Origin of the sequence: Dongia sp., from assembly GCF_041906375.1 — a bacterium.
GTDB lineage: Bacteria > Pseudomonadota > Alphaproteobacteria > Dongiales > Dongiaceae > Dongia.
The window spans coordinates 340,406-359,364 of the sequence record NZ_JAYRJJ010000005.1 but is presented as its reverse complement, the minus strand read 5'-3'; the positions used below and the strand labels follow the sequence as shown (position 1 = coordinate 359,364).

Annotated in this window: 22 protein-coding genes; 18 read left to right on the top strand and 4 right to left on the bottom strand. The window is 62.4% G+C overall.

Features of this window, described 5'->3' with window-relative positions:
• Both ACE3OA_RS17390 and ACE3OA_RS17385 read right to left on the bottom strand, forming a co-directional pair.
• On the bottom strand, positions 1-127 hold a 127-nt coding region (locus ACE3OA_RS17390; protein WP_374310889.1), incomplete at its 3' end, for a polysaccharide biosynthesis protein.
• A gap of 161 nt (positions 128-288) precedes the next feature.
• Entirely contained in the window at positions 289-1,485 is a 1,197-nt protein-coding gene (locus ACE3OA_RS17385; RefSeq protein ID WP_374313033.1) for an acyl-CoA dehydrogenase, read from the bottom strand.
• Between the two features lie 197 nt (positions 1,486-1,682).
• Here ACE3OA_RS17385 and ACE3OA_RS17380 point away from each other — a divergent pair, with 197 nt between their 5' ends.
• The 7 genes from ACE3OA_RS17380 to ACE3OA_RS17350 all read left to right on the top strand — a co-directional run bounded on the left by ACE3OA_RS17380 (position 1,683) and on the right by ACE3OA_RS17350 (position 7,897).
• On the top strand, positions 1,683-1,898 hold the full coding sequence (locus ACE3OA_RS17380; RefSeq protein WP_374313031.1) for a hypothetical protein: 216 nt from the start codon (positions 1,683-1,685) through the stop codon (positions 1,896-1,898).
• Positions 1,899-2,160: 262 nt separating this feature from the next.
• Positions 2,161-3,090 carry a branched-chain amino acid ABC transporter permease LivH gene (locus ACE3OA_RS17375; protein ID WP_374313029.1) on the top strand — a complete coding sequence of 310 codons (930 nt, stop codon included), beginning with the start codon at positions 2,161-2,163 and terminating at the stop codon, positions 3,088-3,090.
• A 14-nt stretch (positions 3,091-3,104) separates the two neighbouring features.
• Entirely contained in the window at positions 3,105-4,697 is a 1,593-nt protein-coding gene (livM, locus tag ACE3OA_RS17370; RefSeq protein ID WP_374313027.1) for a high-affinity branched-chain amino acid ABC transporter permease LivM, read from the top strand.
• On the top strand, positions 4,694-5,524 hold the full coding sequence (locus ACE3OA_RS17365; RefSeq protein ID WP_374313024.1) for an ABC transporter ATP-binding protein: 831 nt from the start codon (positions 4,694-4,696) through the stop codon (positions 5,522-5,524). The genes livM and ACE3OA_RS17365 overlap by 4 nt, the downstream gene beginning before the upstream one ends.
• A 23-nt stretch (positions 5,525-5,547) precedes the next feature.
• Positions 5,548-6,258 carry an ABC transporter ATP-binding protein gene (locus tag ACE3OA_RS17360; protein ID WP_374313022.1) on the top strand — a complete coding sequence of 237 codons (711 nt, stop codon included), beginning with the start codon at positions 5,548-5,550 and terminating at the stop codon, positions 6,256-6,258.
• Positions 6,259-6,270: 12 nt separating this feature from the next.
• Positions 6,271-6,600: a DUF6867 family protein gene (locus ACE3OA_RS17355; protein ID WP_374313020.1), complete on the top strand. Its 330-nt coding sequence runs from the start codon at positions 6,271-6,273 to the stop codon at positions 6,598-6,600.
• A gap of 163 nt (positions 6,601-6,763) precedes the next feature.
• Positions 6,764-7,897: a branched-chain amino acid ABC transporter substrate-binding protein gene (locus ACE3OA_RS17350; protein WP_374313018.1), complete on the top strand. Its 1,134-nt coding sequence runs from the start codon at positions 6,764-6,766 to the stop codon at positions 7,895-7,897.
• A 94-nt stretch (positions 7,898-7,991) separates the two neighbouring features.
• Here ACE3OA_RS17350 and ACE3OA_RS17345 read toward each other — a convergent pair whose 3' ends face one another.
• The gene (locus ACE3OA_RS17345) at positions 7,992-8,720 is read right to left on the bottom strand and encodes a Spy/CpxP family protein refolding chaperone (RefSeq protein WP_374313015.1); all 729 of its coding nucleotides are present in this window, start codon (positions 8,718-8,720) and stop codon (positions 7,992-7,994) included.
• Between the two features lie 58 nt (positions 8,721-8,778).
• Here ACE3OA_RS17345 and ACE3OA_RS17340 point away from each other — a divergent pair, with 58 nt between their 5' ends.
• The 9 genes from ACE3OA_RS17340 (at position 8,779) to thiL (ending at position 16,218) form a co-directional block, all read left to right on the top strand.
• A complete protein-coding gene (locus tag ACE3OA_RS17340) occupies positions 8,779-9,978 on the top strand; it encodes a branched-chain amino acid ABC transporter substrate-binding protein (RefSeq protein WP_374313013.1) in 1,200 nt (399 codons plus the stop codon).
• A gap of 135 nt (positions 9,979-10,113) precedes the next feature.
• A complete protein-coding gene (rpiB, locus tag ACE3OA_RS17335) occupies positions 10,114-10,548 on the top strand; it encodes a ribose 5-phosphate isomerase B (protein WP_374313051.1) in 435 nt (144 codons plus the stop codon).
• A 72-nt stretch (positions 10,549-10,620) separates the two neighbouring features.
• Positions 10,621-11,925 carry a serine hydroxymethyltransferase gene (gene glyA / locus ACE3OA_RS17330; RefSeq protein ID WP_374313011.1) on the top strand — a complete coding sequence of 435 codons (1,305 nt, stop codon included), beginning with the start codon at positions 10,621-10,623 and terminating at the stop codon, positions 11,923-11,925.
• 44 nt (positions 11,926-11,969) lie between these two features.
• Positions 11,970-12,428 carry a transcriptional regulator NrdR gene (nrdR, locus tag ACE3OA_RS17325; RefSeq protein WP_320501545.1) on the top strand — a complete coding sequence of 153 codons (459 nt, stop codon included), beginning with the start codon at positions 11,970-11,972 and terminating at the stop codon, positions 12,426-12,428.
• 28 nt (positions 12,429-12,456) lie between these two features.
• The gene (gene ribD / locus ACE3OA_RS17320; protein WP_374313049.1) at positions 12,457-13,536 is read left to right on the top strand and encodes a bifunctional diaminohydroxyphosphoribosylaminopyrimidine deaminase/5-amino-6-(5-phosphoribosylamino)uracil reductase RibD; all 1,080 of its coding nucleotides are present in this window, start codon (positions 12,457-12,459) and stop codon (positions 13,534-13,536) included.
• A gap of 31 nt (positions 13,537-13,567) precedes the next feature.
• Positions 13,568-14,161: a riboflavin synthase gene (locus ACE3OA_RS17315; RefSeq protein WP_374313009.1), complete on the top strand. Its 594-nt coding sequence runs from the start codon at positions 13,568-13,570 to the stop codon at positions 14,159-14,161.
• Between the two features lie 68 nt (positions 14,162-14,229).
• A complete protein-coding gene (gene ribH, locus ACE3OA_RS17310) occupies positions 14,230-14,700 on the top strand; it encodes a 6,7-dimethyl-8-ribityllumazine synthase (RefSeq protein ID WP_374313007.1) in 471 nt (156 codons plus the stop codon).
• Entirely contained in the window at positions 14,700-15,233 is a 534-nt protein-coding gene (nusB, locus tag ACE3OA_RS17305) for a transcription antitermination factor NusB (RefSeq protein ID WP_374313005.1), read from the top strand. The genes ribH and nusB overlap by 1 nt, the downstream gene beginning before the upstream one ends.
• Entirely contained in the window at positions 15,223-16,218 is a 996-nt protein-coding gene (gene thiL / locus ACE3OA_RS17300; RefSeq protein WP_374313003.1) for a thiamine-phosphate kinase, read from the top strand. The genes nusB and thiL overlap by 11 nt, the downstream gene beginning before the upstream one ends.
• Positions 16,219-16,485: 267 nt before the next feature.
• On the opposite strand, the gene ACE3OA_RS17295 is transcribed toward thiL, so the two are convergent.
• Complete coding sequence (locus tag ACE3OA_RS17295; RefSeq protein WP_374313001.1) at positions 16,486-17,094, bottom strand: HAD family hydrolase; 609 nt, start codon at positions 17,092-17,094, stop codon at positions 16,486-16,488.
• A gap of 94 nt (positions 17,095-17,188) precedes the next feature.
• Between ACE3OA_RS17295 and ACE3OA_RS17290 the strand changes: the two genes are divergently transcribed.
• Together ACE3OA_RS17290 and ACE3OA_RS17285 are read left to right on the top strand one after the other, a co-directional pair.
• Positions 17,189-17,629, top strand: a complete 441-nt coding sequence (locus tag ACE3OA_RS17290) for a hypothetical protein (RefSeq protein ID WP_374312999.1) — start codon at positions 17,189-17,191, stop codon at positions 17,627-17,629.
• Positions 17,626-18,849 carry an MFS transporter gene (locus ACE3OA_RS17285; RefSeq protein ID WP_374312997.1) on the top strand — a complete coding sequence of 408 codons (1,224 nt, stop codon included), beginning with the start codon at positions 17,626-17,628 and terminating at the stop codon, positions 18,847-18,849. The genes ACE3OA_RS17290 and ACE3OA_RS17285 overlap by 4 nt, the downstream gene beginning before the upstream one ends.
• Positions 18,850-18,959: the final 110 nt, after the last annotated feature.

The following is an 18,959-nucleotide window of genomic DNA, read 5'->3' as shown; positions in this document are numbered from 1 at the left end:
AGATGATCAGCCGCTTCGGCTGCCAGTCCTTCAGCACCCGGCGGATGAACGCCTTGCCGAACGAACCCGTCCCGCCCGTCACCAGGATCGATTTCCCGTTCAGGTCGGGAAGTGCCGTTTCAAACATGTTGCTGAACCCTTGGAAAATGAACTGCCGCTAGGGCCTAGCGGCCACGATTGGCTCTGTCAATCAAACGCGTGCCCGCAAGGGCCTTGCCCAAGAAAAAGGGGCGCGACAAAAGCGCGCCCCTGCCTCGTACTGTCTTTTGGGCGACTTGGGCGCCAGTATTAGGCTCCGGTAAAGGCCTGGAGCCCGGTCTGGGCGCGACCCAGGATCAGCGCATGGATGTCGTGGGTGCCCTCATAGGTGTTGACGGCTTCGAGGTTCATGACATGGCGGATGACGTGGAATTCGTCAGAAACACCGTTACCGCCGTGCATATCACGCGCCATGCGGGCGATATCGAGCGACTTGCCGCAGGAATTCCGCTTGATCAGCGAAATGGCCTCCGGCGGGCAGTTATCGGCGTCCTTCATGCGCCCGACCTGCAGGCAGGCCTGCAGGCCCAAGGTGATCTCGGTCTGCATGTCGGCGAGCTTTTTCTGGATCAGCTGATTGGCGGCCAGGGGGCGGCCGAACTGCTTGCGATCGAGCGTATATTGCCGCGCCGCGTGCCAGCAGAACTCTGCGGCACCCAAGGCACCCCAGGCGATGCCGTAGCGGGCATTGTTGAGGCAGCCGAACGGGCCGCCGAGGCCCTTTACATTCGGCAGCAGGTTCTCTTCCGGCACGAACACATTGTCCATGACGATCTCGCCGGTGACGGAGGCGCGAAGTGAGAACTTGCCCTGGATCTTCGGGGTCGAAAAGCCTTTCATGCCGCGCTCAAGGACGAAGCCGCGGATGACGTCGTCCTCGGTCTTGCCCCACACCACCGCGATATCTGCGATTGGCGAATTCGTGATCCACATCTTGGCGCCGGTCAGGATGTAACCGCCATCGACCTTTTTGGCGCGGGTCTTCATGCCGCCCGGATCCGAGCCATGGTCCGGCTCGGTCAAGCCGAAGCAGCCGACCAGTTCGCCGGTTGCGAGCTTCGGCAGCCATTTCTGGCGCTGCGCCTCGGTGCCATAGGCATTGATCGGGTGCATGACCAAGCTCGACTGCACCGACATCGCCGAGCGATAGCCGGAATCGACGCGTTCAACTTCGCGCGCCACCAGGCCGTAGGAGACGTAGTTGGTACCGGCACAGCCATAGCCGTCGATGGTCGAGCCCAAGAGGCCGAGCTCGCCCAGTTCGTTCATGATCTCGCGGTCGAAACGTTCGTGGCGGTTCGCCTCGACGATGCGCGGCATCAGCTTGTCTTGCGCATAGTTGCGCGCGGTGTCGCGGACAAGCCGTTCCTCTTCGCTCAATTGCGCGTCGAGGAAGAGGGGATCTTCCCACTGGAATTCTGGCTTGGCATGACGGGCGGAACTCATGGTCGTACTCCAAAAGCTTTTGTCGTTATCCTGGTCGGCGGCGGATGCTATATCATGGCCGCCCGGCGCGGGACAGGCCAGCTTGGTGCAGGTCGTTCATGTGCCATACAGCGAGGTCCGCTGCCCATGCATGCGAGCCATGCGCCGGCCTGAACAACCGGTGGTGTCCGATCTGCCCAGCTAGAAGGTGCGACGTCTTGTCCGAGGACGGCTACATAGTCGAGTTTCACCAGGTCGGTACCTACGTCAAGGTCTCGGCCATGGATCCGGCTACCCTCACCGAGGTCTCCATGGTGGTGCCGGTCAACCTGTCCCAGCATCAGGCCGCGCAGGCGGCGATCCGCAAGCTCAAATATGTGCTGGACCGGCGAAATGTCACCCATGCTGACGGAACAGCAGGCGAACATAAATAACACCTTGTCCCCCCGGAATTGACGCGATAGGTTCCGCCCCAATGACGAGCTGCATGCCGACGGGCCGGAAACGGTCCCGCGAGAAGTGGCCGGAATGGGGGCCTTTCGTTTGACGTGACGACGGTATTGCTGGATGGGTTCCACCAAGGACTCGATTCCGCGTGCCGGTTTGGGGCATTGCCACTCCGACCATTCGCCAAGGTAAGCAGCTCAGGGCGGGCCGACAGTTTGCAGGCCCAGAACAGAGGAGACTGCGCGCGAGATGGATTGGCTTCCATATTTCCTGCAGCAGCTGATCAACGGGCTCACGCTCGGATCCATCTACGGACTCATCGCCATCGGTTACACGATGGTCTACGGCATCATCGGCATGGTCAATTTTGCCCATGGCGACGTCTATATGATTGGTGCCTTCCAGGCCATGATCGTGCTTTTGTTGTGTGGCACGCTTGGCATCACCTGGGTGCCGTTGCAGTTGTTGATCATGCTGGTCGTCGCCATCGTTCTCACCGCGGCCTACGGCTGGACGGTCGAACGCATAGCCTACCGGCCCCTGCGTGGCGCGCCGCGCCTTGCCCCCCTCATCTCCGCCATCGGCATGTCGATCGTGCTGCAGAACTATGTGCAGCTGCTGCAAGGTCCGCGCCCGAAGCCGGTCGAGCCGCTCATCCGCGGCGGCTTTGAGTTGATGAGCCGTTCTGACGGCAGCTTCGTGGTTCAGCTCGGCTATCTGCAGATCATCATTGTGGTCTTGACCGTCGTGCTGATGACCGGCTTTGCGCTGATCATCTCGCGCACGACGCTGGGCCGCGCCCAGCGCGCCTGCGAACAGGACATGAAGATGGCCTCGCTGCTGGGCGTCAATGTTGATCGTACCATTTCGCTCACCTTCGTGATGGGCGCGGCACTCGCCGCCGTCGCCGGCATGATGGTGACGCTCTATTGGGGCAACAACGATTTCTACATGGGCTTTATCGCCGGCATCAAAGCCTTCACGGCGGCGGTGCTGGGCGGCATCGGCTCGCTCCCCGGCGCCATGCTGGGCGGTGTGCTGATCGGCCTCATCGAAGCCCTGTGGTCGGCCTATTTCTCGGCCGAATATAAGGACGTGGCCGCCTTCGGCGTGCTGGTGCTGGTGCTGATCTTCCGGCCCACCGGTCTCCTCGGCCGGCCCGAAGTGGAAAAGGTCTGACCGCCATGACGAACATGACGCGAGACCAAGCCGGTCCCAAGGCCCCCTCTGCGCTCGTGGAGGCCGCCAAGGAGGCCGTCTTTACGGCCATCCTCGTCTTCCTGCTCGGCTTCCTGATGGTTGGCTACCAGACGCAGGTGCTGCAGGGCGAGCAGATGAGTTACGTCACGCGCTACAGCGACGTGATCTGGGCCATGCTGCTCATCCCCGCTGGCCGCTTCCTGCTGACGCTGACCCGGTTCGATCGCACGCTGCCGGCGCTGGTGTTGGGCGGGCTCGGCTTCCTCTACCTTTTCGGCGCTGGTGTAATCGGCGTGCTGGAATTGCCGATCTATGGCGAGCTGCTGGTCACGGTCGATCCGCTGCAGCCCGATATTCTGCCTTTCGAGCAGCCGATGGTGAATGTCATCTTCGGGCTTGGCGCCTTCTTCGTATTCGCCTCGGCCGCCAAGACGCGCCGCCGCAAGACGCAGGGTGCCCAAACTCTCGAAGTGCGCGAGGCCGCAGAAGCGCGGCAGGCGAGCTTTGCCCGCAATCTCTCCACTGTGCTCGGCCCGGTCCTGATCGGCTTTGCCATCGTCCTGCCGCTGATCAATTGCGACTGGATGCCGTCCTGGTTCCAGGCCTGCGGCAGCCGTTCCTTCGTCGACAGCCTTATCCTAGTGATGACCTATGTGATGCTCGGCTGGGGCCTCAACATCGTGGTGGGCCTCGCCGGTCTTCTCGATCTCGGCTATGTCGCCTTCTATGCCGTCGGCGCCTATACCTATGCCAAGCTCTCGACCACGCTGGGGCTCAATTTCTGGGAAAGCCTGCCGATCGCCGGCGGCATGGCGGCTGCCTTCGGTGTCGCCCTCGGCTTCCCGGTGCTGCGCCTGCGCGGCGACTATCTCGCCATCGTGACGCTGGGCTTCGGTGAAATCATCCGCATCATCCTCATCAACTGGCAGTCCTTCACCGGCGGTCCGAACGGCATCGGCAACATTGCCAAGATCGATTTCTTCGGCATCCCGTTCGAGCGCAACCCAGCGGAAGGGACGCAGGCGTTCCACACCTTGTTCGGGATCGAGTTCGCCACCGTTCACCGCGTCTACTTCCTCTATTACGTCATCGTCGGCCTGGCGCTGATCACCAATTTCGTGACCATTCGCCTTCGCAAGATGCCGATCGGCCGGGCGTGGGAGGCTCTGCGCGAAGACGAGACCGCCTGCCGTGCGCTTGGCATCAATCCGACGAACACCAAGCTGACGGCCTTCGCCATCGGTGCCATGTTCGCCGGCTTTGCCGGTTCCTTCTTCGCCACGCGGCAGGGCTTCGTCAGCCCGGAAAGCTTCACTTTCATCGAATCCGCGGTGATTCTTGCCATCGTGGTGCTGGGCGGCATGGGCAGCCAGGTTGGTGTCGCCCTCGCTGCCATCCTGCTCATCGGCCTGCCAGAGGTCTTACGTGAACTCTCGCTCTATCGCATGTTGGTCTTCGGCGGCGTCATGGTGCTGATCATGCTGTTGCGTCCGAAGGGGTTGTTGTCCTATCGCGTTCCCACCATCCTGCTCAAATCGACGAAGGCGAAGTCGCCCCAAGCGGCCGTGCCGGGAGCCGGGCAATGAACGCGCAAACCGCGATGAATCCGGCGGACGATACCCTGCTCGAAGTCGAGCGGCTGACCATGCGTTTTGGTGGGCTTGTCGCCATCAACGATGTGAGCTTCTCGGCGCGCAGCCGCCAGATTACCGGCGTCATCGGCCCGAACGGCGCTGGCAAGACGACCTTGTTCAACTGCATCACCGGCTTCTACAAACCAACGGTCGGTCGTATCGCGCTCCGCAATCCGCGTGGCGAGCCTTACCTGCTGGAACGCATGGACGGCTTCCGCATTGGCCAGAAGGCCAAGGTTGCGCGCACCTTCCAGAACATCCGTCTGTTCCCGGGTATGTCGGTGCTGGAAAACCTGATGGTGGCACAGCACAACAAGCTGATGCACGCTTCGGGCTGGACCGTGCTTGGCCTGCTGGGCCTGCCGACCTTCCGTCACGCCGAAGCGGCGGCCCGCGACTTGGCCGTGCATTGGCTGGACCGGGTGAAACTCACCCATGTCGCTGACGAGCCGGCAGGCAGCCTCCCCTATGGCGACCAGCGGCGGCTGGAGATCGCCCGTGCCATGTGCACCGAGCCGGTACTGCTCTGCCTCGATGAACCGGCGGCCGGCCTCAATCCGAAGGAATCGGCCGAGCTTAACGCCCTGTTGCTGTCGATCCGCGATGAGTTCGGCATCGGCCTGCTGCTGATCGAGCACGACATGAGCGTCGTCATGGGCATTTCGGACCATATCGTCGTGTTGGATTACGGCAGCAAGATCGCCGACGGCACACCGGTCGAGATCCGCAACGATCCGGCAGTCATCCGCGCCTATCTCGGCGAAGACGAGACGGAATAGGCCAAAGGTATAGGTTATTGCCGATGCTCAAGATTTCAGGTGTTCACACTTTTTATGGTCACATCGAGGCGCTCAAAGGCGTCGATCTAGAGGTTCGCCAAGGCGAGATCGTCACCTTGATCGGCGCCAACGGCGCCGGCAAATCGACCCTGCTGATGACGATCTGCGGCACGCCGCGGGCGCGCTCCGGCCGCATTATCTTTGAAGGCAAGGATATCGCGAGCATGCCGACCTTCGAGATCATGCGTCTCGGCATTGCCCAATCACCGGAAGGCCGCCGCATTTTTCCGCGCATGACGGTGATGGAAAATCTGCGCATGGGGGCCATCACCAGCGAGCCGCAGCATTTCAGCAACGATCTCGATCGTGTCTTCACCATCTTCCCGCGCCTCAAGGAGCGCATGGGACAGCGCGGTGGCACGTTGTCGGGTGGCGAGCAGCAGATGCTGGCCATTGCCCGCGCGCTGATGAGCCGGCCGCGGCTGCTGCTGCTCGACGAACCGTCATTGGGTCTGGCGCCGCTCATTGTGCGCCAGATCTTCAGTATCATCCGCGAAATCAACGAGCAGCAGGGCATGACGGTGTTCCTGGTCGAACAGAATGCCAATCACGCGCTAAAGCTGGCACATCGCGGTTATGTCATGGTCAACGGCACCATCACGCTCTCCGGGACGGGTGCCGACCTGTTGAGCAATGCAGAAGTTCGCGCTGCCTATCTCGAAGGCGGTCACTGAGGAGTCGACGATATGCTGGTTTTCATTCTCCTCACGGTGGTTATTTTTGGCGGCGTCGCCTTCCTGATGGGTCAGGCGATTGCCGAGACATGGCGGCCGGCCTGGCAGAACATCCCCTATGGAATCCTGCTGACGCTCGCGAACCGCTTCTTTGCCGGTTCATTGTTCCAGCAATCCTACCTGTCGCCGGTCGGTTTCGCGGTTGATGTGGTGGTCCTTATTGCGATCGCCCTTGTCGCCTACCGGCTGACCCAGGCGCGCAAGATGGTCGCCCAATATCCCTGGATCTATGAACGCGCCGGCCTTTTCAGCTGGCGCGAAAAGACCGCAACCCAGGGTTAAACAAGGTTAAGTACGACAAACCGCAGGAATAAGCGGATCACGGAGTTTTGCAGTCGGTTTGGATTGACCCGGCTGCAGTAAGGCGGGAAGATGCCGTCAGCTTAACCTGACGGCGGAAGACCGCAGGGGTAAGTGAAAAACTCAGGCTTTATGTGAGGGATCTATGCTTAAGAATCTGATTGGCTCGACGGCTCTTGCCGCCGTGCTGGCTACCGGTGCGTTTGGCGGTGCGTCGTTGGCTCATGCCGACATCACCATCGCCGTTGCCGGTCCGATGACTGGTGAACTCGCGGCGTTCGGCGAGCAGCTGAAGCGCGGTGCGGAAAAGGCAGTCGCCGACATCAACGCCAAGGGCGGCGTCAATGGCGAGCAGCTGAAGCTCGAGATCGGTGACGACCAGTGCGACCCGAAGCAGGCCGTGCAGGTTGCGAACGATCTCGTGAAGAAGGGCGTTGCCTTCGTTGCTGGTCACTTCTGCTCGGGTTCCTCGATCCCGGCTTCGGCGGTCTACGCCGAAGAAGGCATCGTGCAGATCACCCCGGCTTCGACCAACCCGGCCTTCACCGAAGATATGGCTGCCAAGGGCGTGAACACCGTGTTCCGCACCTGCGGTCGCGACGACGCCCAGGGCGTGTTCGCCGGTCCGTGGCTGGCCAAGACCTATCCGGGCAAGAATGTCGCCATTCTCGACGACAAGTCCGCCTACGGTCAGGGTCTCGCCAATGAAACGGCGAAGAACTTCGAATCCTCGGGTGGCAAGGTTGCGCTGCGCGAAACCTACACCGCCAAGGAAAAGGACTTCTCGGCGCTCATCAGCAAGCTGAAGGACGCCAAGATCGATGCCGTCTACATCGGCGGCTATCACAACGACGTGGGCCTGATGGTCCGTCAGGCGCGTGAACAGGGCCTCGAAGCCGCGTTCGTGTCGGCTGACGCCCTCAACACTGCTGAGTTCTGGTCGATCTCCGGTCCGGCCGGTGAAGGCCTGCGCTACAGCGATGGCGCCTCGGCCGTCAACCTTGACTCTGCCAAGGATGTCGTCGCTGCGTTCCGTGCCGACAACTACGAGCCGGAAGGCTACACGCTGAACAGCTATGCCGCGATCCAGGCTTGGGCCGCTGCGGCGACCAAAGCCGGTTCGACCGACGGTGCGAAAGTCGCGGAAGCGCTGCGTGCCGCGCCGATCCCCACCGCGATCGGCGACCTGACCTTCGATGCCAAGGGCGACCTGACCAAGGTCAACTACGCCTGGTACGTCTGGCACGATGGCAAGGCGATTCAAGAGCCGCTGAACTAAGCATCAGTTCGTCAAGAGCCGATGCAGAAAGCCCGGGCGTCACGCCCGGGCTTTTTTATTGTTCGATTGCCGGATGCTGTCTTGTTCGGCGACGTCACATCATTCCCATCGGGCCCATCATCAGCTGGTCGGCCACGGCTCTCTGCTCCGGTGACAGCACGTCATAGAGCTTGGTCGCCGGCTCCTTGATGCCTTCCAGCATTTCCAGATGCGCGCTCATATGCTGTTCCATCCAGTCCATGCGCTGCGGCAATGGCATCGGTTTCCCGTCCTTACCCAGCATCATCATCCCCATACCAGGGCCGGCCGCACCTTGGCCCATCATGCCCTGGCCCATCATCCCCTGGCCCATCATCCCCTGGCCCATCATCCCCTGATTTCCCATCATTCCGGGTCCCATCATGCCTTTCGACATCATGTCGCCGAACATATCCCCCATACGTTTGGCATTGGCCCGCATGGCGTCGGCATAGGCGTTCCATTGTGGCGCCTGCGCGTCGGTGATTTTCAACTCGGTTTTGAGGAAGGCGAGGCGGCCTTCGATATGCTGGCCCGGATTCATCATCCCATAGCCCATCATGGATTGGGGCGCTTGCTGGGCGATTGCAGGTGTACCCATGAGGGTGGCGATGATCACAGAGACGAGGAGTGAGTTGCGCATGATTGGCCTCCTTTCAGACCTGCTAAAAGGCTGATCCTCGGGCAGGCTTCCGGCATTGCGCTGGATCAAACGCTTTCCGCGTTGTTTTCCCTGACGGGTAGCTGTCAATGTCAGGCAAGTCTGCCGGCGCGGTAGGCTCTTGCGCTGGGGCCAATCGCTCATTAATCGTATCGCAACCGAAACACCAAGTATCGGGGCGGAATTCAGGGGGTAGGGGATCGTGGCTGTCAGGCACATTCTTGCAACACAGCTGGTGATGGCGTTTCTGCTCGCGGCCTGTGCCGGCCCCAGTGGCCCGACTGCGGAAGAAATTGCTGCCGCCCAGGCCAAGGTCGAAGCCAATTCGGCCGCTGCAAGGGCCAGTGCCGAGCAGGACGGCAGGGTCATCGTCGGTGTTGCCGGCCCGATGAGCGGCGAGTTCAAGACCTACGGCGCGGAAATGCAGCGCGGTGCCGAGATGGCGGTGGCCGATATTAATGCCGCCGGCGGCGTGCTCGGCCGCACGCTCGTCCTCGAAGTGGCCGATGATGGCTGCGGCATCAAGGAAGCCGACCGCGCCGCAACGGAACTGGTCGAAAAGGGCGTCGTCTTCGTCGACGGGCATTTCTGCTCCGGTTCATCCATCCGCGGCAGCAAGATCTATTCCAAGGCCGATATCCTGCAGATCACGCCGTCCTCGACCAATTCGCTGCTGACCGATACGGCCAAGCAGGACAAGGTGACGACCCTGCTCCGCGTCGTCGGGCGCGACGACAAGCAGGGCGAGTTTGCGGCTGACTGGCTGGCCGCCAATTATGCCGGCAAGCCCATCGCGATCGTCAGCGACAACAGCCTCTACGGCAAAGGCATCGCTGCAAGGCTGCTCGCGCGTCTGAAGGAGAAGGGCATTCGCCCGGTCATCGATGGCGAGTTCATTCAAGGCCAGACCAGCTATTCCAGCCTGGTCGAGGCTCTGAAGAAGACCCAGCCGGGCGCCCTCTATGTCGCCGCTTATCACGACGATATCGGTCGCATCGCCTGGGCCATGCGGGTAGCCAAGCTGGATACTGAAATCGTCGGTCCGGATGTCCTCAATAACCCTGAATTCTGGTCTTTTTCGCAGACCAAGGGGAATGGCGTGCGCTTCACCGATTTTGCCCCGGCCATCGAGCGACCGGAGGCGGCCGAACTGGTTGATCGCCTCCGGGTCCAGGGTGTCGAACCCTCAAACTACACGTTGAATGCCTATGCGGCGGTCCAGGTCTTTGCCGCTGCGGCCGAGGCGACCAAAGGCACCGATGCCAAGGCGATCGCCGACTATCTGCGCCGGAACAGCGTCAAAACCATCCTTGGCGAGCTCACTTGGGACGAGAAAGGCGATCTCACCAAGGTCGACTACATCTGGTATGTCTGGCAGGACGGCCTGGCCGTCCGCCAATAGGCCGCTAAATCCCGTCTTTTCCCTGGTCCGACGGCATAGTTTGTGGTTGGCGACGACCCCGCCCCAGCTATATGGTAGCCCCCGCCTGAACCTGCGGCGCTTGCGGGTTCAGGCATCTTGCATATTGGGCCGGGACTGATGGCGGAAAAGATCGCAATTGCCAGTGACCACGCTGGGTTTGAACTGAAAACCCAATTGAAGCAGGAGCTTGAACGGCTCGGCTTCGAACCGGTTGACCTTGGCACCGATGGCCCGGCTTCGGTCGACTATCCCGATTTCGCGCTGAAAATGGCGGAAACGCTTAAGGCCGGCACGGTGTCGCGTGGGGTCCTGGTCTGCGGGTCGGGGATCGGCATTTCCATGGCCGCCAACCGGCACCCGCAAGTGCGGGCAGCGCTCTGCCATGACCACCTCACCGCCAAGCTCGCACGGCAGCACAACAATGCCAACGTGCTCTGCCTCGGTGGCAGGACCACCGGCGCTGATGTCGCTCGCGACTGTTTGCAGGTGTTTCTTGGGACAGAATTCGAAGGTGGCCGTCACCAAAATCGCGTCGCCAAGTTCAGCTAGGACTTCGGGCGAAATTCGCGACGCCGGCAGCCGTTCAAGGCGCCGGATGATGGCCAGGAAAGGTTAAAGGGAATGAACAAGGACACCAAGAATTACAAGCCGATGCCGGGCTTCTTCGACAAGCCGCTGGCCGACCAGGATGCTGCGATTTTCGATGCGATCGGCAAGGAATTCCATCGCCAGCAGGATCAGATCGAACTGATCGCCTCGGAGAACATCGTCTCGCGCGCGGTTCTAGAAGCCCAGGGCTCGGTGCTGACCAACAAATATGCCGAGGGCTATCCATCGCGCCGTTACTATGGCGGTTGCGAATATGTCGACATCGCCGAGGAATTGGCGATCGACCGCGCCAAGAAGCTGTTCAACTGCAAATTCGCCAATGTGCAGCCGCATTCGGGCGCCCAGGCCAATCAGGGCGTCTTCATGGCGCTGCTGCAGCCGGGTGACACCTTCATGGGCCTCAACCTTGCCGCGGGCGGTCACCTGACCCACGGCTCGCCCGCCAACCAGTCGGGCAAGTGGTTCAAGGTCGTTTCCTACACCGTCGATCCCGCGACTCTTACCATCAATATGGACGAGATCGAGAAGCTGGCGCTTGAGAACAAGCCCAAGCTGATCCTCGCGGGTGGTTCCGCCTATCCGCGCTTCTGGGATTTCGCGCGCTTCCGCAAGATCGCCGACGCGATCGGCGCCATCTTCATGGTCGATATGGCGCATTTCGCCGGCCTGGTCGCCGCTGGCGTGCATCCGAGCCCGTTCCCGCATGCCCATGTCGTGACGACAACGACGCATAAGACTTTGCGTGGGCCCCGTGGCGGCATGATCCTTGCCGATGATGATGATCTGGGTAAGAAGATCAACTCGGCCGTCTTCCCGGGCCTGCAGGGCGGTCCGCTCATGCACGTCATCGCCGCCAAGGCCGTGGCGTTCGGCGAGGCGCTGAAGCCGGAATTCAAGGTCTATGCCCAGCAGGTCGTCGATAACGCCAAGGCGCTCGCCGACACCATTATCGAAGGTGGCCTCGCCATCACCACGGGTGGCACCGACAACCATCTGATGCTGGTCGATCTGCGTCCGAAGAAGCTGACCGGCAAGGCTGCCGAGCATGCGCTCGACCGCGCCGGCATCACCTGCAACAAGAACGGCATTCCCTACGACACTGAAAAGCCGATGATCACCTCGGGTATCCGTCTGGGTACGCCGGCGGGAACGTCGCGTGGCTTCGGGACCGGGGAATTCCGCCAGATCGGCAAACTGATCTGCCGCGTGCTGGATGGGCTCGCGGCGCATCCCGACGACAATTCGGCGACGGAAGCTGCCGTGCGCAAGGAAGTACTCGCCTTGTGCCGCCAGTTCCCGATCTACCCAAACCGCTAATGGGGCCGAGCCGGTAATCGGGCTAAACGGGGAAGAGGGGACAAATGCGCTGCCCATTTTGCGGCAATGAAGATACCCAGGTGAAGGATTCGCGGCCGACCGACGACAACGCCGCGATCCGCCGCCGGCGCCAATGCGGCAATTGTGGCGCCCGCTTCACGACCTTCGAGCGCGTGCAGCTGCGCGAACTCGTGGTGGTGAAGAGCAATGGGCAGCGCGAACCTTTCGAGCGCGACAAGCTGATGCGCTCGATGCAGACCTCGCTCCGGAAGCGTCCGGTCGATGCCGAACGCCTCGAACGCGTGGTCAACGGCATCGTCCGGCGGCTCGAAAGCTCCGGCGAAACCGAAGTGCCCACCTCGATGATCGGCGAGGCCGTCATGGATGCGCTGGCAAGCCTCGACAAGGTCGCTTACGTGCGCTTCGCCTCGGTCTATCGCAACTTCCGCGAAGCCAAGGATTTCGAGACCTTCATCGGCAAGCTCGGTGGCGAGAACGACTAACGCCGAAACCGACAGCGACCGTGCCCATATGGGCGCGGCGCTGGGTCTTGCCCGCCGCAATCTCGGCCGCACTTGGCCCAATCCCAGCGTCGGCTGCGTCATCGTGAAGGATGGCCGGGTGGTGGGGCGCGGGCACACGCAGCCCGGCGGTCGCCCCCATGCCGAAACTGAGGCGCTGGCTAAGGCCGGCGCCCTCGCGCAAGGGGCCACGGCCTATGTCAGCCTTGAACCCTGCGCCCACCATGGCAAGACACCGCCTTGCGCCGAAGCCCTGGTCGCGGCCGGCATCAAGACGTGCGTCATCGCCACCGGCGATCCGGACCCGCGAGTTGCCGGCGGCGGCATCGCCATCCTCCAAGCGGCGGGGATCGAGATCCGCCAGGGCGTCCTGGAAGACGAAGCGCTGGAGCTGAATGCCGGCTTCTTTACCCGGGTAAAATCGGGCCGGCCGCTCGTCACCCTGAAGCTCGCCACCTCGCTCGATGGCCGCATCGCCACCTTGTCGGGCGACAGCAAGTGGATCACGGGGCCGGCCGCGCGGGCGATCGGCCATCAGCTGCGCGCCACCCATGATGCGATCATGGTGGGGTCGGGGACGGCGCTGGCTGATGATCCGGAACTGACCTGCCGGCTGCCCGGTCTTGAGGATCGCTCGCCGGTCAGGGTCGTGCTCGATACCCGGCTGCGGATCGCGCCGACGGCAAAGCTGCTGGCAAATCAGGATCGGTTTCCGACCTGGCTGGTGCCGGGACCTGGGCACCCGCCTGCAGTCCTCGACCGCCTGCGGGCGCTGAAGACGACCCTGATCTGCCCGCCGACGGGCGATTCCGGCAGGGTCGCATTGAGGGTCGTTCTGAAGGAGCTGGCCGATCGGGGCCTCACGCGCCTCCTGGTCGAAGGCGGCGCCAATCTCGCCACCAGCCTGCTGAAAGAGGATCTCGTCGACCGCCTGGCCTGGTTCCAGGCACCGCTGGTGATCGGCGATGACGGCATGGCTGCCATCGGCGAACTGGGCAGGGCCGCGCTTGACCGGATCAGCCGATTCAAGCTTCTGTCGGCGCAACAGATCGGTCCGGACAGCTTCTCACTCTATTCCCGCGCCGATTGAGCCAATTCTTTCAAGCTACGGAAATTAAAAGATGTTTACTGGAATTGTGACCGACCTCGGCACCGTCCGGGACATGAAACCCGGCGCCGTGACCCGGCTCGAAATCGCCACCGGCTATGAAACGGGCGATATCGCGCTGGGCGCCTCGGTCGCCTGCAATGGCTGCTGCCTCAGCGTGGTCGAGAAGGGTGCCGGTTGGCTCGCTTTTGAAGCGGCGCAGGAAACACTCAACGTAACCACTTTGAAAGACTGGAAAGTCGGCGACCGCATCAACCTCGAGCGACCCATGTTGGTGGGCGATGAATTGGGTGGCCATATCGTCGCCGGCCATGTCGACGGCATCGGCTCCATTGTGGAAGCGGCAGATGACAGAGGCAGCTTGAGGCTCACCATCGAAGCCCCTGATAATCTGGCAAAATATATCGCCTCGAAAGGCTCTGTCACGATCGATGGCGTCTCGCTCACCGTCAACGAAGTGAGCGGCCGTCGCTTCGGCGTCTGCCTCATTCCGATCACCCAGATCGCCACCAATCTCGGCAAGGCGACGGTCGGCAAGCGAGTCAATCTCGAGATCGACCTCATCGCCCGTTACGTGGCGCGGCTGCTTGGCCAGGACGGCAAGTAAGCAATCCTCGACCTTGGGCAGCGAAGCCGCTAAAAGGCGCGCAACCCTTGCATAGAGCTTTAGGAATTATGACCGCTAAACCGCAGAACACGCCCCCCCATATCATGGTGGTCGAGGCCCGCTTCTACGAAGACCTCTCCGACGCATTGTGGGAAGGCGCCGAGCGCGCCCTCAAAACTGTGGGCGCCACCTATGAGCGCTTCACCGTCCCCGGCGCCCTCGAGATTCCGGCCGCCATCCGTCTCGCCCACCTCGCGGCCGAGGCCGGCAAGCTGAAGAAGCCCTTCGACGGTTACGTGGCCCTGGGCTGCGTCATCCGGGGCGAGACCACACATTACGAGACCGTCTGCAATGAGAGCGCCCGCGGCCTCATGACCCTGGGCACGGAATATGGCCTGGCAATCGGCAATGGCATCCTGACCTGCGAGAATGATGAACAGGCCTGGGTCCGCGCCAAGGCAAACGAGCTCGACAAGGGCGGCGGGGCTGCCCTCGCTGCCATGAGCCTCATCGCCCTCCGCAAGCAGCTGGGGTCATAATGGCCGACGACAAGAGTCTCAGCGCCAAGGAACGCAGCCAGCAGTTGGCGCTGGAGCGCCGCGCCGCGCGCCTGGCCGCCGTCCAGGCGCTCTATCAATGGGAACAGACCGGCACGCGGCCCGAGGTGATCATTGCCGAATTCGGCACCCACCGTATCGCCCGCCGCCCGCAGGAAGGCCAGGAAGACGCGGAACTGCCCCCGGCCGACCGCAAGCTTTTCGGCGAATTGGTGCGCGGTGTTGCCGCCAGTGTCAGCGAACTCGACGACATGCTCTCGGCCGTCATCTCCGACGATTGGAGCGTCGAGCGGCTGGAATCGATCCTGCGCGCCATCATGCGCTGCGGCGCCTTCGAACTGGCGCATCGCCAGGACGTGCCGCCCAAGGTGGTGATCAGCGAATACCTCGCCGTGGCCGATGCCTTTTTCGGCGAGAAGGAAACCGGCATGACCAACGGGATCCTCGACAAGCTGGCGCAGACTCTGCGCCCGGGCGAGCTCACCGGCAAAGGGACCGGGCGCGGTGGCAAATAACCGGCTGCCCGGTGAATTCGACCTCATCGCGCGCTACTTCAAGCCGCTTGCCGCGAACATGCCGGGGGCCGTCGGCCTCGACGACGACGTCTGCACCTTTGCGCCGGCGCCGGGCGATGAACTGGTCTTCACCGCCGATGCGCTGGTGGCAGGCATCCATTTTCTCCCCGACGACCCGGCCGACCTCGTCGCCCGCAAGATGCTGCGGGTCAATCTTTCCGACCTTGCCGCGAAAGGCGCCAGGCCCATCGGCTATCTGATGGCGACCGCCTTTTCGCCCGATGTGGACGAGGCCTGGGTCGCATCCTTCTGCGCAGGGCTTGCCGCTGATCAGGCGGAATTCGGCATCGGCCTGATGGGTGGCGACACGGTGGCGACACCGGGGCCGCTGACCCTCTCGCTGACTGCCATCGGCACCGTGCCCGCAGGCCGCGCGCCGCGCCGGAGCGGGGCGAAGGCGGGGGATGTCGTGCTCGTTTCCGGTTCCATCGGCGACGGTGCGCTGGGTCTCAAAGTGCTGCGCAACGAATTCCTGGGCATCGACGAAACCAGCCGGCGCTATTTGAGCGGGCGCTATCACCTGCCGCAGCCCCGCGTCGATCTGGGCCGCGCCCTCATGCTAAGTGGCCTCGTCCACGCCATGATGGATGTATCGGACGGCATCGTCGCCGATCTTGCCCATATCGCCGAAGCCTCCCATCTCGCCGCGATCCTGCGCGCCAACGCCGTGCCGGTCTCCGAACCCGCCGCGGCGATCCTCGCCGACGACATGTCCTGGCTACCCCTGATCCTCACCGGCGGCGACGATTACGAATTGCTGCTGACGGCCGCCCCCGATTCCGTGCCTGATTTGCTCGGCATTGCCGCCGAACTCGACATGCCGCTGACCGTGGTCGGCGAAATCGCAGCGGGCGAGGGCGTCTCTGTGGTCGACCGCGACGGTGCAAAGCTGGAATTGGCAAGCCAGGGCTTTCGGCACTTCTAACTTCACCGACGAGCCCAGTCGTCCGACCCCCTCACCCTGACCCTCTCCCGCGAGGGGAGAGGGAATGAGGTGCCACCGGACATTGCCATCAATATTGAAGACTGTAGCGCGTCGCGCGGTGAGGGGGATCTTACTGTCATCCCCGCGAAAGCGGGGATCCATGGGATGGTCGGCGAGATCAGCCTGGCGGATGCATGGATGCCCCGGTCAAGCCGGGGCATGACAAGATTGTTTGGACTGGAATGAAGATTGAGTTTGTGGTGAGACCTAAATCCCCACACCCAACTCCCTCAGCCGCTCAAGCGCCGTGCCGTCGTTCTTGAAGTGCACGGTCTTGATCCCCAACGCTTCCGCGGCGGCAATGTTGCGTTCGCTGTCGTCGATGAAGACGCATTGTTCGGCGGGCAGGGCGATCTTCTCCAGCAGGTGGTGATAGATGTCCGGTTCCGGCTTCACCATCTTGAGGTGGCCGGAGACGGCGACATATTTCATGTGTTTGACGAAGGGCAGGTGATGCTGGCGCGTGTCGTAGGTTTCCGCCGACCAGTTGGTGAGGCCGTAGGCGGGAATGCCGGCTTCGACTACGCGCTCCAATATATCGTGGCCCTCGGCCACCGGGCCTGAGACCATCTCGTCCCACTGATGATAGAAGGCGCGGATGAGCGGCTCATGCTGCGGGTGCTCGGCCACCAGGAGGTCGACAGCCTCCGCCCAAGGGCGGCCGCGATCCTGTTCCAAATTCCAGGCGGGGCTGCAGATATGCGCGAGGAAGGCCCGGCGTTCGGCCGCATCGGGGATGAGGCGGCGATAGAGATTTTCCGGGTCCCAGCCGACGAGCACATTGCCGAAATCGAAGATGACGGCGCCTATGGTCATGAAAAACCTCTGCTTTCGGGGAATCAGGCGGTTCGTGTAGAGTGGCCCGAATGTGGGGAGCGAATATGGCATTTTTTGGCGCGCCGGCGAGAGTATGAAAAAGCTCATCATTGTGCTGGTCGTTCTGCTTCTGCTGGGTGGCGGCGCCGCGGCGGTGTGGTGGTATTTCCTGCGCCCGCCGGAAGACGGCGCGCCCGTGGTCGAGGAAGTGCCGCCGCCGGTCCTCAGCCAGATCGACCTGCCGCTCACCTCGGTCTCGGTCATCAAGAACAACAAATCGACGCAGCGCATCGACTTCCTGATCACCGTCGTGTTCGACGATCCGGAAAAACAGAAGCGCTTAGAGGAGCGGCTACCGCGCCTTTACGATTGCGTCCTCTCCGAACTGCACGGCATCCTGCCACGCAAGATGGTGGAGCAAGGCGGGTTCGACCGGAAATACCTTGAGGAGCGGCTGACCAAGGCAGTCGCGGCGCGCTTTGGCGCCGGCAGCATCTACAAGATCTATATCAAGGACATGCAAGTCTACAAATGAGTGCGGCACCCGATGCGACCACAAAGCTGGTGAGCGCGCATCGCGCCGTCTTTGTGCTGGCCCTGGCGCAGGCCACGGCGATGATCTGCAATTCGATCATGATCGTGACCTCCGGCCTCACCGGGCAGATGCTGGCCGAGCATAAGGGCTGGGCCACATTACCGCTGGCCTTCCAGTTCATCGCCACGATGCTGACCACCTTCCCGGCGTCGTTCCTGATGAAGCGGGTGGGCCGGAAGCGCGGCTTCATGCTGGGGGCCTGCATCGGCATCCTCGGCGGGCTGATCATGGCCGCTGCCACCTATATTGCCAGCTTCTGGCTGTTCGCATTCGGCAACACGATCTTCGGTGTCTCGGCGGCTTTCACCTTGTTCTATCGCTTCGCTGCGGCGGAAGCGGCGGATGACGCCTTCCGGCCCAAGGCGATCTCGCTGGTGATGGCCGGCGGCATCGTCTCGGCCATCCTCGGGCCGGAACTGGCCAAGCGGGGGCAGGAGATTTTTCTGCCGCATCTTTTCACCGGCGGTTTCGTCTTCATCGTCGGCCTCTCGATCCTCGTAGTCCTGCTGCTGCTGCCCTTGCGGCTGCCGGTGATCGCCAGCGAAGCGTCGGCACATGCCAAGGAACCGGCGCGGCCCCTCCTGGAAATCGTGGCCCAGCCGCGCGCCTTCTCGGCCATCGTGGCCGCCATGCTGGGCTATGGCGTCATGTCCTTCGTCATGACGGCGACGCCGCTCGCCATGACCTTCTGCGGCTACAACCTCAATACCGGCATCGCCTTCGTCATCCAGGGTCATGTCCTGGCAATGTTTGCGCCGAGCTTCGTGACCGGCCATATCATCCGCAAATTCGGCGAGTACCGGGTGATGTCGGCTGGCGTACTTTGCTATGCCGGCTGCCTGGCGATGGGTCTTGCCGGCATCGACATCCATCATTTCTGGGTGGCGCTGGTGTTGCTGGGGTTGGGCTGGAATTTCCTCTATGTCGCCGGCACCAGCCAGCTCACCAAATGCTATCGCCCCTCCGAGCGCGCCAAGATCCAGGCCTTCAACGATTGCATGGTGTTTTCCGGTGTCGCCCTCTGTTCCTTCATCGCCGGCACGGTCGAGCAGGCCTATGGCTGGAACTGGGTCCTCTACGGCGCCATGGTGCCGGTGGCCCTCATCGCGCTGTCGCTGGTCGTCGGCTGGCGGCGGGAGAGGGCGGTGCCATCTACTTAACGCGTCATGGTCGGCGAAGGCCGACCATCCACGAGTTTTTGGCCAGCTGATGAAAGTAAGTCGTGGGTGGTCGGCCTTCGCCGACCATGACGAAGAGAGAAGAGACCTAC